Annotated in this window: 12 protein-coding genes; 7 read left to right on the top strand and 5 right to left on the bottom strand. The window is 68.8% G+C overall.

Going from position 1 to position 11,760, the window contains the following annotated elements; translation table 11 throughout:
* Nucleotides 1-214: 214 nt before the first annotated feature.
* The 5 genes from WAE60_RS17285 to rodA are packed head-to-tail and all read left to right on the top strand — an operon-like array spanning nt 215 to nt 6,149.
* The gene (locus tag WAE60_RS17285; protein ID WP_004623009.1) at nt 215-1,258 is read left to right on the top strand and encodes a rod shape-determining protein; all 1,044 of its coding nucleotides are present in this window, start codon (nt 215-217) and stop codon (nt 1,256-1,258) included.
* Between the two features lie 48 nt (nt 1,259-1,306).
* On the top strand, nt 1,307-2,422 hold the full coding sequence (gene mreC, locus WAE60_RS17280; RefSeq protein WP_337687672.1) for a rod shape-determining protein MreC: 1,116 nt from the start codon (nt 1,307-1,309) through the stop codon (nt 2,420-2,422).
* Between the two features lies 1 nt (nt 2,423).
* On the top strand, nt 2,424-2,933 hold the full coding sequence (locus WAE60_RS17275; protein WP_029916195.1) for a hypothetical protein: 510 nt from the start codon (nt 2,424-2,426) through the stop codon (nt 2,931-2,933).
* A gap of 4 nt (nt 2,934-2,937) precedes the next feature.
* Nucleotides 2,938-4,995 carry a penicillin-binding protein 2 gene (gene mrdA / locus WAE60_RS17270; protein WP_337687671.1) on the top strand — a complete coding sequence of 686 codons (2,058 nt, stop codon included), beginning with the start codon at nt 2,938-2,940 and terminating at the stop codon, nt 4,993-4,995.
* Complete coding sequence (rodA, locus tag WAE60_RS17265) at nt 4,992-6,149, top strand: rod shape-determining protein RodA (protein ID WP_029916199.1); 1,158 nt, start codon at nt 4,992-4,994, stop codon at nt 6,147-6,149. The genes mrdA and rodA overlap by 4 nt, the downstream gene beginning before the upstream one ends.
* A 12-nt stretch (nt 6,150-6,161) precedes the next feature.
* On the opposite strand, the gene WAE60_RS17260 is transcribed toward rodA, so the two are convergent.
* From WAE60_RS17260 to WAE60_RS17250, 3 genes are all read right to left on the bottom strand, one after another.
* A complete protein-coding gene (locus WAE60_RS17260; protein WP_337687670.1) occupies nt 6,162-6,641 on the bottom strand; it encodes a DUF3224 domain-containing protein in 480 nt (159 codons plus the stop codon).
* Between the two features lie 102 nt (nt 6,642-6,743).
* Nucleotides 6,744-8,036, bottom strand: a complete 1,293-nt coding sequence (locus WAE60_RS17255; protein ID WP_337687669.1) for a DNA polymerase IV — start codon at nt 8,034-8,036, stop codon at nt 6,744-6,746.
* Nucleotides 8,033-8,680, bottom strand: coding sequence for a hypothetical protein (locus WAE60_RS17250; RefSeq protein ID WP_337687668.1), 648 nt, complete (start codon nt 8,678-8,680; stop codon nt 8,033-8,035). Before WAE60_RS17250 ends, WAE60_RS17255 begins: the two co-directional genes overlap by 4 nt.
* Before the next feature lie 123 nt (nt 8,681-8,803).
* Between WAE60_RS17250 and divK the strand changes: the two genes are divergently transcribed.
* Entirely contained in the window at nt 8,804-9,172 is a 369-nt protein-coding gene (divK, locus tag WAE60_RS17245; protein WP_029916211.1) for a cell-cycle response regulator DivK, read from the top strand.
* Nucleotides 9,173-9,175: 3 nt separating this feature from the next.
* On the top strand, nt 9,176-10,540 hold the full coding sequence (locus WAE60_RS17240; RefSeq protein ID WP_029916213.1) for a PleD family two-component system response regulator: 1,365 nt from the start codon (nt 9,176-9,178) through the stop codon (nt 10,538-10,540).
* 86 nt (nt 10,541-10,626) lie between these two features.
* Here the strand turns inward: WAE60_RS17240 and WAE60_RS17235 are convergent, their stop codons facing one another.
* Nucleotides 10,627-11,418, bottom strand: coding sequence for a glutaminyl-peptide cyclotransferase (locus WAE60_RS17235; protein WP_337687667.1), 792 nt, complete (start codon nt 11,416-11,418; stop codon nt 10,627-10,629).
* Nucleotides 11,419-11,521: 103 nt separating this feature from the next.
* The gene (gene rpmG / locus WAE60_RS17230; protein WP_010920317.1) at nt 11,522-11,689 is read right to left on the bottom strand and encodes a 50S ribosomal protein L33; all 168 of its coding nucleotides are present in this window, start codon (nt 11,687-11,689) and stop codon (nt 11,522-11,524) included.
* Nucleotides 11,690-11,760 lie beyond the last annotated feature (71 nt).

The raw sequence follows: 11,760 nt of genomic DNA, 5'->3' as shown, positions 1-11,760 counted from the left end.
GCGCTCCCGTCGTGCGGCAGGCGCTCGTCAATGGGACATAAGCCCGCATTTTGCGGGAATCATGTTGTCCTCCTTTGGAATTGAAGTAGGAGCCATCTTTTCCCTTCGCCTTCGTCGCTTCGGCGACGCAAATGGCTCCGTTTCCGCCTACCGCCATCTTCTCTTTCTAAAGACCCGTCGCCTTCGCCCCCCTATCCCTCAGTCAGGGCTTTCAATGTTTTCTTCCCTCTTCGGCGTCATCTCCAACGACATCGCCATCGACCTGGGCACCGCCAACACCCTCATCTACATGAAGGGCAAGGGCATCGTCTTGAACGAGCCGTCGGTGGTCGCGCTGCGTAATGTCGGGGGCCGCAAGATCGTCCACGCCGTGGGGATCGAGGCCAAGCAGATGCTGGGCCGCACGCCGGGCCACATGGAAGCCATCCGCCCGATGCGGGACGGCGTCATCGCCGACTTCGAAGTCGCCGAGGAGATGATCAAGTACTTCATCCGCAAGGTCCACAACCGCAAGGGCTTCGTGAACCCCAAGGTGATCGTGTGCGTGCCGTCGGGCGCCACCGCCGTGGAACGCCGCGCCATCAACGACAGCTGCCTGAACGCCTCGGCCCGCCGCGTGGGCCTGATCGACGAACCGATGGCCGCCGCGATCGGCGCCGGCCTGCCCATCCACGAGCCGACCGGCTCGATGGTCGTCGACATCGGCGGCGGCACCACCGAAGTGGCCGTGCTGTCGCTGTCGGGCATCGTCTATTCGCGCTCGGTCCGTGTCGGCGGCGACAAGATGGACGAGGCGATCATCAGCTACATGCGCCGCCACCATAACCTGCTGATCGGCGAGACGACCGCCGAGCGCATCAAGAAGGAAATCGGCACCGCCCGCGCCCCGGCCGACGGCGAAGGCCTGTCGATCGACGTCAAGGGCCGCGACCTGATGCAGGGCGTGCCGCGCGAAGTCCGCATCTCGGAAAAGCAGGCCGCCGACGCCCTGGCCGAACCGGTCGGGCAGATCGTCGAGGCCGTGAAGGTGGCCCTGGAAGCCACCCCGCCGGAACTGGCCAGCGACATCGCCGACAAGGGCATCATGCTGACCGGCGGCGGCGCGCTGCTGCGCGGCCTGGACGCCGAGATCCGCGACCACACCGGCCTGCCGGTCACCGTGGCCGACGATCCGCTGTCGTGCGTGGCCCTGGGCTGCGGCAAGGTGCTCGAGCATCCCAAGTGGATGAAGGGCGTGCTTGAATCGACTCTCGCCTAGGCGTCAATTCAATCTGGACGCCGCGGGGGGCGTCGGGAGAACTAGTACGTGCCCTTTCGCGAAGGTCCGCTCGGTGACCTGAAAGTGCCGCTGACGTGGACCGCGGCCGTGGCGTTGATCGTCGCGGTCGTGATCGCGGTGGCGTTCCTGCTGGCCGATCGGCGCGAGACCCTTCAGCAACAGGCCTACGGCGTCACCCGCCAGACGGTCGACACGGTGTCCAAGCCGGTCAGCGGCGTGATCGCCGCGCCCGGCCGCTGGACCGGCCTGGGCGTCGACTTCATCAGCAGCTACTTCTTCACCGCCTCCGAGAACCGCCGGCTGAAGGCCGAGCTGAAGGAGATGCGCGGCTATCGCGACATGTACTTGGCCGAGGTCGACAAGAACCAGAGCTACCAGTCGCTGCTGGGCCTGCGCACCGATCCGCCGATTCCGATGGTCGCCGCCCGCGTCGTCAGCGACACCCGCGGACCCTTCGCCAACACCCGCCTGGCCGACAGCGGCTCGGAAAAGGGCGTGGTGGTCGGCAATCCGGTGATGAACGAGCGCGGCCTGGTCGGCCGCGTGGTCGGCGTGGCTCACGGGGCCAGCCGGGTGCTGCTGCTGACCGACATCGCCTCGCGCACGCCGGTGATGATCGACCGCACCAACGCCCGCGCCATCCTGACCGGCGACGGCGGTCCCAATCCCAAGCTGGAATATCTGCGCGGCGTCGATCCGATCAAGGAAGGCGACCGGGTCGTCACCTCGGGCGACGGCGGCGTGGTGCCGCGCGGCCTGCCGGTGGGCGCGGCGGTCAAGGGCCTGGACGGCCGCTGGCGCGTGGTGCTGTTCGCCGACGACGCGGCCATCGACTATGTCCGCATCCTGCTGTTCAAGGACTTCTCGCAGCTGGCCGACCAGAAGGCGCTGCTGACCCGCAGCCTGCCGCCGGTCACCACCGAGGACCCCGACGTCTCGATCCTGGGACCGACCGCGACCGCCCCCGCCAAGCCGCCGACCCCGACCGCTCCGGCGACGGCCACCACGCCGACCGCGACCCCGGCCGCCCAGGGCGCGACGCCGCCCGCCGCCAAGCCGCCGACCACCCCGGCCCCGAAACCCGCGACGCCGAAGCCGACGCAGAAGCCGACCACGGGCCAGCCGGCCGGCGGGGCGATCTAGGATGGGCGGCGCGCGGCCTCTGCATCCCGGCCGCTGGCTGGGCGTGCCCGCGCTGTTCTGCGTGCTGGCGACCATCGCCTTCGCCGCACCGATCCGCATCTTCGGCCTGCAGCTGCCCGAGCCGGTGTTCGCCATGGTCCCGGCCTTCGCCTGGGCCCTGATCCGCCCCTCGATCCTGGCGCCCTTCGCCCTGCTGCTGCTGGGCCTGTTCCTGGACATGTTCTGGGGCGGGCCGACCGGCCTGTGGGGCCTGTCGCTGCTGATCGCCTACGCCACGGCCCTGACCGGCCGCAACATGATGACCGGCCAAAGCCGGCCGATGATGTGGGCCTGGTTCGCCGGGGTCACCGCCGTGGCCATGGCCGGCGGCTTCCTGTTCAGCATGCTGGACAGCCTGGCCATGCCCAGCCTCCTGGCCGTGTTCTGGCAGTTCCTGGTCACGGCCCTGTTGTTCCCGTTCGCCCACCGGCTGATCGACCGGTTCGAGGACGCGGACGTTCGGTTCCGGTGACGCCATGAGCGAACCGTCAATCTTCTTCTTCGAGGTCAACGAACGTCAGGGCGTGTTCCACCGCCGGGCGTTCCTGATGGGCGGCCTGGCCGGCGGCGGCCTGCTGGCCCTGGGCGGTCGCCTGGCCCAGCTGCAGCTGGTCGAGGCCCGCCGGTACCAGAAGCTGTCGGCCGGCAACCAGTTCAACTACCGCCTGACGCCGCCGCCGCGCGGCCTGATCCTGGACCGCAACGGCGTGGCCCTGGCCTCGAACCGCCCGAACTTCCGGCTGATGGTCAGCAAGGAGTCCAAGGACTTCGACGTCGAGGCCACGCTGGACGACCTGGCCAAGCTGGTGCCGATCGACGGCACCCGTCGCGCCCGCCTGATCAAGGACATCGCCCGCGCGCCGAAGAAGGCCCCGGTGGCGGTGATGGAGGACATGACCTGGGAGGAGTTCTCCCGCGTCAACATCCGCGCGCCCGAGCTGCCCGGCGTGACCGCCGACATGGGCGAGGTGCGGGTCTATCCGTTCGGCGGCGCCTTCGCCCATGTGATCGGCTACGTGGCCAAGGTCTCGGACCGCGACCTGGAGAAGGCCAAGGACGAGCCCGACCAGGACCTGCTGCACCATCCGGGCTTCCGGATCGGCAAGCAGGGCGTGGAGAAGGCCCTGGACCGCGAGCTGCGCGGCCGTCCCGGCGCAACCAAGGCCGAGGTCGACGCCCAGGGGCGCGTGGTCCGCCTGGACCCCGAGGGCGACATCCCGCCCACCCCCGGCAAGGAAGTGCGCCTGACCCTGGACGCCGATATCCAGAACCGGGCGCTGGAGGTGATGGGCGACGAGAGCGGCGCCATCGTCGTGATGGACATCCGCAACGGCGACCTGCTGGCCATGGTCTCGGCCCCCAGCTTCGACGCCAACCGCTTCGTGAAGGGCCTGTCCGGCCCCGAGTACAAGGCCCTGGCCGAGTACGAGCGCAAGCCGCTGCTGGACAAGGCCCTGACCGGCAACTTCCCGCCCGGCTCGACCTTCAAGCCGACCGTGGGCCTGGCCGCCCTGACCGCCGGGGTCGATCCCGAGGTGCGGGTCAATTGCGGCGGCAGCTGGTACTACGGCGGCCGCACCTGGCGGTGCTGGGAGAAGCGCGGCCACGGCTCGCAGAACCTGCACGACGCCATCAAGAACAGCTGCGACATCTACTTCTACCAGACCGCCCTGAAGATCGGGCCGGACGCCATCGCCAGCGCCGCGCGGGCCATGGGCTTCGGCCAGGTGTTCGACATCGGCATCCCCGGCCAGAAGAAGGGCCTGGTGCCCGACCGCGAGTGGAAGAAGCGGGCCTTCAAGAAGAATCCGGCCAACCAGATCTGGTTTCCGGGCGAGACGCCGTCCTACGGGATCGGGCAGGGGGCGCTGCTGGTCAACGCCCTGCAGCTGGCGGTGATGACCTCGCGCCTGGCCAACAGCAAGAAGGCGCTCAATCCGCGCCTGATCAAGTCGGTCGGCGGCGTCGAGCAGCCCAGCGGGGCGGCCGTGCCCGACCTGCCGTTCACGCCCGAGCATCTGGCCTATGTGCGCGGCGGCATGGAGGCCGTGGCCAACGACGTGCGCGGCACCGCCTATCGCCAGAGCCAGCTGGGCCTGGGCGACGTCAAGATGGCGGGCAAGACCGGCACGGCCCAGGTCCGCAGCTACGACAAGGTCGCCGACCGCAAGAGCACCAACGTCGCCTGGCGGCTGAAGGACCACAATCTGTTCGTGGCCTTCGCCCCCTATGACGATCCGCGCTACGCCGTGGCCGTCATCATCGAGCACGGCGGCCTGGGCGGCGCCACCGCCGGCGCCCCGCGGGCCCGCGAGGTGATGCGCGTGGCGCTGCTGAAGGACCCCGAGGTCCGCGCCCGCATCGAGCGTCCCATGCCGCTGCCGCCGGAACCGGATGACGCCGCCGCGGACGGTTCGGTCGAGGGCGCCGCCCCCGACGATCCGACCGTGGGCGCGCCGCCGCCATTTCCAAGTGGTGGGGCGCAGACCACGCCTATCGTTCCCGCGCCTCCCGTCCCTGGAGCTCCCCGATGACCCTCAGCGGCGGCCTCAGCCGGCCCGGCGAACGCGACCGGCCGATCATCAAGTTCATGGAGATCGACTGGACCCTGTGTCTGGTCCTGTGCCTGATCGCCGGCACCGGCGCGCTGATGCTGTTCTCGATCGCCGGCGCCTCGTGGGAGCCGTGGGCCGACAAGCACCTGCTGCGCTTCGGCATCTATTTCGTGATGATGATCCTGCTGGCGATGGTGGACCTGCGTGTCTGGTTCACCCTGGCCTATCCGATCTACGGCGTGGCCCTGCTGCTGCTGGTGGCGGTGGAGGCGGTCGGCGACGTGTCTCTGGGCGCGCAGCGCTGGCTGGCCATCGGACCGCTGCGCTTCCAACCGTCCGAGATCATGAAGATCGGCGTCGTCCTGGCCCTGGCCCGCTACTATCACGGCCTGTCGGCCGACAGCGCCCGGCTGTCGTGGAAGCTGCTGATCCCCGCCGCCCTGATCGGCGCCCCGACCCTGCTGGTCGCCCACCAGCCCGACCTGGGCACCGCGGTGCTGATCGCCCTGCCGGGCCTGGCGGTGATGGTGCTGGCCGGCCTATCGCTGCGCCTGATCATCGTCGGGATCGTGGCCGGCCTGGCCGCCTTGCCGCCGTTCATCTTCTTCGTGCTGCACGACTACCAGCGCAACCGGATCCTGACCTTCATGGACCCGGAGAAGGACCCGTCGGGCAACGGCTACCACATCATGCAGTCCAAGATCGCCCTGGGCTCGGGCGGCCTGCTGGGCAAGGGCTTCGGCCTGGGCTCGCAGAGCCAGCTGAACTTCCTGCCGGAAAAGCAGACCGACTTCATCTTCGCCACCCTGGCCGAGGAGTTCGGCTTCCTGGGCTGCGTCAGCGTGCTGTTCCTGTACGGCGTGGCGATCTTCATGGCCCTGCGCATCGCCTCGATCAGCCACAGCCACTTCGGACGCCTGTCGGCCGCCGGGGTGACCGCCACCTTCGCCCTCTACGTGCTGATCAACGGCGCGATGGTGATGGGCATGGCGCCGGTGGTGGGCGTGCCCATGCCGATGCTGTCGTACGGCGGCACCGTCATGCTGACGGTCATGGTCGGCTTCGGCCTGGTCCAGGCCGTGCGGGTGCACCGCTATACCGAAGTGACCAGCGGCAAGGGCTCGCTGATGTAGTCGGCCGGGCGGCTACTGGCCGTCCAGCGTGTAGTCCATGACGTAGAAGTGCTTGCCGTCCTTGATCTCGATCCTGAACGTGCCGGCCAGCCCTTTCAGCGCGCCGCCGCCGGAGTCGGGCACGATCATCACGTCCATCACCCGCTGGTCGCCCTGCATCCAGCCGTGCTGGACGACGGCGAAGCTGCCGGCGCGGCCGTCCAGGGTTCCGGTGATCCGCTCCACCGCCACATAGGCCGCCGAGGTCGGCACCGACCCGCCGGCCGCCAGCATCTCGCCCTTGCTGGTCGCCGTCAGGGCGCCGGCATAGGTCTTGTCCAGGGTCAGCCGGCTGAGCGTCGAGCCCCCATCAGGGCCCTTGTCCTCGGTCGCCGGGACGATCTTGACCTCGAAGGTCCCGGTGGCGTGGTGCGGCGCGGCGGCCAGGACGGACGACGGGCCGGTCGAAGCGGCCGCGGCGAGGGCGGCGAAGGTCAGGTGGCGGAAGATCATCGGGCGATCCCTGATTGAGACCTCGAAATCCTTGCGGGACGGCAAGGGTCTTTCAATCGGAATGCTGCGAACGACCTGATCGCGTCCGCCAGCGGCGGCGCTTCAGTCGTCCTTGGCCTCGGTCGGCGTCTTGGCCGGGGCCGCGCCCTTCAGCGCCCGTCCCGTGACCACGGCCGCCGCGCCGAACTTGCCCCGCAGCCCGTCGATGACCGTCTCGCTCTTCAGCGCCCGGCGCTCGTCGCCGGCGAAGAAGTCGTCGGCCGCGCCCTCGGCGGGGACGAAGTCGGTCAGGCCCGCGCCGATCAGGCGGTAGTGCAGGCCCTTGGGTTCCGCCGCCAGCAGTTCGCGGGCCACCTGGAACAGGGTGCGGGCGGTCTGGGTCGGGACGGGCAGGGTGCGGCGGCGGGTGTGGATCTTGAAGTCGGGCGTGCGCAGCTTCAGCGTCGCCACCCGTCCCGCCACCCCGCCGGCCCGGGCCTGGCGGGCGACCTTCTCGCACAGGGGCCACAGCTCGTCCTCGAGGTCCTCGCGCTTGTAGAGGTCGTCGTTGAAGGTGGTCTCGGCGCTGATCGTCTTGCGCTCCTGGTCGGGATCGACCAGCCGGGTGTCGCGCCCGTGGGCCAGGTGGTGCAGGCGCAGGCCGCCCGAGCCCAGCACCTTGACCAGCCATTTGAGGTCGGCGTTGGCGATGTCGCCCACGGTGCGCAGGCCCTCCTGGGCGAGGGCGGTCACCGTGGCCGGGCCCACCCCGGGCAGGATCGACACCGGTCGCGGGGCCAGGAACGCCTCGATCCCGGTCGCCCCGATCACCGAAAAGCCGCGCGGCTTGTCCAGCTCGGACGCGATCTTGGCCAGGAACTTGTTGGGGGCCAGGCCGATCGAGACGGTGATGTTCACCTCCTCCTCGATCGCCTTCTGCACCCGCGCCAGCATCACCGCCGGCGGTGCGCCGTGCAGGCGTTCGGTGCCCGAAAGGTCGATCCAGGCCTCGTCCAGCGACAGCGGCTGCACCAGGGGCGTCAGGGCCTCCAGCTTGGCCATGATCCGCCGGCTCTCGTGCTTGTACTTGGCGAAGTTGGGCTTGATGACCACGGCCTGCGGGCACAGCTTCAGCGCCTTGTACATCGGCATGGCCGAGCGCGGGCCGCTCATGCGGGCGATGTAGCAGGCCGTCGTCACCACCCCGCGCTTGCCGCCGCCCACGATCACCGGCTTGTCGCGCAGGGACGGGTCGTCGCGCTTCTCGACCGACGCGTAGAAGGCGTCGCAGTCCATGTGGGCCATGGAAAGCCGGCCCAGCTCCTCGTGGAAGACCACGCGCGGCGAACCGCAGGCCGGACAGCGCGAGACCTTGGCCTCGCCCGTCGCCAGGCAGTCGCGGCAGAGCGCTTTCATTTGAACAGCGTGCGCTCGATGGCCGTCTTCAGGTCCGGCCACAGGTCGATGCGGGCGTGCCGCTCGGGATCGGAGGGGGCGAGGGGGCGCAGGCGCTCGTCGGCCACCATCTGGAAGCGGGTGACCCACGGCGCGCTCTCGGCCACCGAATCCAGTTGCGGCAGCAGGTCGTCGACGAACACCGAGGGCGAGGCCGTGCGCTGCGCCAGGTGCGCCGCCGACGGTCCCTTGGGACCGCTGTTGATCACCAGCGGATAGTCGAAGCCGTGGGTCTTCAGCCAGCGGGCGCGCGACTGGCGGCCGTGCTCGGGGGCGTTGGTCAGGATCACCACGTCGGCGCGGGTCGACAGGTCGGCCAGGGCGTCGGCCGCGCCCTCGGCGGGCAGCAGGTCGTCGGCCCCGTCGCGGAAGAAGTCGTTGAACAGGGCCCGGCCGGCGATCAGGTCCAGGTGCTCGGTCTCGCCCGGGCGGTAGATGTTCTGGAACAGGGCGAAGCGGTCGAATCGCAGCTCGAATCCATGGCGCCCGATGAACGTTCCGAAGCCATGCATGAAACGCGCGAGCACCTCGTCCACATCGACGATGACCAAGGGCGCGTCAGGGCGCACCGTGCAGGCTTCGAGGTCTGAAAAACAGGGTTCCATGATCTACGGTCGGCGGGGGTAAAACGCGATTAGCGCGGGCTTAAGGATATTCGTGCGATCTGGAATCCAGAAGCGACGCGAATCCCTCACGCATCGCCACGGACCGGAATGGTCGGGGTCAGGATGACGAAGAAGGTCCTCATCGTCGAGGATAACGAGCTGAACATGAAACTCTTTCATGACCTGCTCGAGGCCCAGGGTTACGAGACCCTGCAGACCCGCGAGGGGCTGCAGGCGCTGTCGATCGCCCGCGAGCACCGTCCGGACCTGATCCTGATGGACATCCAGCTGCCCGAGATCTCCGGCCTTGAAGTCACCAAGTGGCTCAAGGAGGATGACGATCTGTCACATATCCCCGTCGTCGCCGTTACGGCATTCGCCATGAAGGGCGACGAGGAGCGCATCCGTGAGGGCGGGTGCGAGGCCTATATCTCCAAGCCCATCTCGGTGTCGCACTTCCTGGACACCATCCGCCGGTTGCTGGAGAGGTAGGCCGTGAGCGCGCGCATCCTGGTCGTCGACGACATCGAGGCCAATGTCCGCCTGCTCGAGGCCAAGCTGACGGCCGAGTACTACCAGGTCTCGGTCGCCTATGACGGGCCCACCGCCTTGGCCCTGGCGGCCAGCGAACTGCCCGACGTGATCCTGCTGGACGTGATGATGCCCGGCATGGACGGCTTCACCGTCTGCAAGAAACTCAAGGAAGACCCCGCCACCCGCCACATCCCGGTGGTGCTGGTCACGGCGCTGGACGGCCGCGCCGACCGCATCCAGGGCCTGGAGGCGGGCGCCTCGGACTTCCTGACCAAGCCCATCGACGACGTCATGCTGTTCGCCCGGGTGCGCAGCCTGACCCGCTTCAAGCTGGTCCTCGACGAACTGCGCCAGCGCGAGGCCTCGGGCCGCCGCATGGGCGTGATCGCCGGCGCCGCCTCGCGCCTGGACGGCCTGGGCGGCCGGGTGCTGGTGGTCGACGACAACGAGCGCCAGGCCCAGCGCGTGGCCGCCGAGCTGGCGGTCGAGCACCGCCCGGTGGTCGAATCCGATCCGATCAAGGCCCAGATCAGCGCCGGCGGTCCGGTCGACCTCGTGATCATCAACGCCGCGGCCAAGGGCTTCGACGGCCTGCGCTTCGCCGCCGGCCTGCGTTCGGACGAGCGCACCCGCCACCTGCCGATCCTGGCCATGGTCGATCCGGACGAACGCCCGCGCATCGTCAAGGCGCTGGAGATCGGGATCAACGACGTCCTGCCGCGTCCGATCGACCCGCAGGAGCTGTCGGCCCGGGTCAAGACCCAGATCCAGCGCAAGCGCTACACCGACTATCTGCGCCAGAACCTGGACCACAGCCTGGAGCTGGCCGTCACCGACCAGCTGACCGGGCTGCACAACCGCCGCTACATGGCCGGCCAGCTGGACTCCCTGGTCAAGCGCGCGGCCCTGGGCGGCGACCCGGTCTCGGCCCTGCTGATCGACATCGACCACTTCAAGAAGATCAACGACACCTTCGGCCACGACGTCGGCGACGAGGTGCTGCGCGAGTTCGCCCTGCGCCTGGCCTCCAACGTCCGCGCCGTCGACCTGCCTTGCCGCTACGGCGGCGAGGAGTTCACGGTGATCATGCCCGACACCCAGCTGGCCGACGCCCTGCGCATCGCCGAGCGGATCCGCATGCACGTCTCCGGCTCGCCGTTCCACGTCGCCCAGGGCGCCGAGGTCCTGACCGTGACCATCTCGGTCGGCGTCTCGGCCAGCAGCGGCCCCAACGACACCCCCGAGACCCTGATGAAGCGGGCCGACGAGGCGGTGTACGAGGCCAAGAAGTCCGGCCGGAACCTCGTGGTGGGGAAGGCGGCCTAGCAGGGCCGGGGACATGCCCTCGGGCGTGTCCCCATCAGCATCCGCTGAGCCTGGAATTGGGGACACGCCGCAAGGGCACGTCCCCGTCAGCGCTTCGGCGCCACCAGCCTGATCTCGTACAGCCGCGGCCACAGCTTGCCCGTGACGATCAGCTTGTCGGCCTTGGCGTCGTAGGCGATGCCGTTCAGGACGTCGGCCCGGGCCCGCTCCTCGGGCGGCAGCAGGCCGGTCAGGTCGATCCAGCCCTTCACCTTGCCCGTGGCAGGGTCGATGCGGGCGATGCGGTCGGTCTGCCAGATATTGGCCAGGATCTCGCCCTTGACCCATTCCAGCTCGTTCAGCTGGTCCACCGGCCGGCCTTCGTCCGTGACGGTGACGCCGCCGGTCTCCTTGAGGGTCTCGGGGTCGATGAACCGCAGGCGCGAGGTCCCGTCGCTCATGATAAGCCGCTTGTCGTCGCGGGTCAGGGCCCAGCCTTCGCCCTGGTAGGCGAATTCGCCGCGGGTCTCGAAGTCGTCGATGCCGTAGACGAAGCCGATCTGGTCCTTCCAGGTCAGCTCGATCAGCTTGTCCTTCCAGTCGACGATGCCTTCGCCGAAGTACTGGCTGGAGATCTGGCGCTCGTTCTCGACGCTGCCCGTCTCCAGCACGATCTTGCGGATCGACGAGGCGCCCTGCAGGCCGGTGCTCTCGTACAGGAACCCGTCGCGCAGGAAGAGCCCCTCGGTGAAGGCGTTGGGATCGTGGGGATAGGTGCGCACCACCTCGTAGCCGTAGACCGGCGTGGCGGCGTGGGCGCGAGCGTGAGCCAGCGGCGAACCAGCGCCAACAAGCAAGAGAACGGCCAGCCGGAGGGCCTGAAGCGGGAGTCGACGCATGGCCCAGCTAGGCCTTTCCCTGACGGCGAAAACAAGACGGCTGAACGAAAAACGCCCGACCTTGCGGCCGGGCGTCTTGTCGCATCACGAAGGGTCGGCAGACCTACTTGATCTTGCCTTCGCGGAATTCGACGTGCTTGCGGATGACCGGATCGTACTTCTTCAGCACCATCTTCTCGGTCTTGGTGCGGGCGTTCTTCTTGGTCACGTAGAAGAAGCCGGTGTCCGCCGTCGAGTTCAGGCGGATCTTGATGGAAGCCGGTTTGGCCATGGTCGAATCCCTGCGATGGTCGCGCAGGTCCCTACGCGGTCGAATTAAGAGGCGCGGAACATACTCAGCGG

This window comes from Caulobacter sp. CCG-8, assembly GCF_037402475.1.
Taxonomy (GTDB): domain Bacteria; phylum Pseudomonadota; class Alphaproteobacteria; order Caulobacterales; family Caulobacteraceae; genus Caulobacter.
The sequence above is the reverse complement of the archived record's forward strand: the minus strand, read 5'-3'. Positions and strand labels throughout refer to the sequence as shown.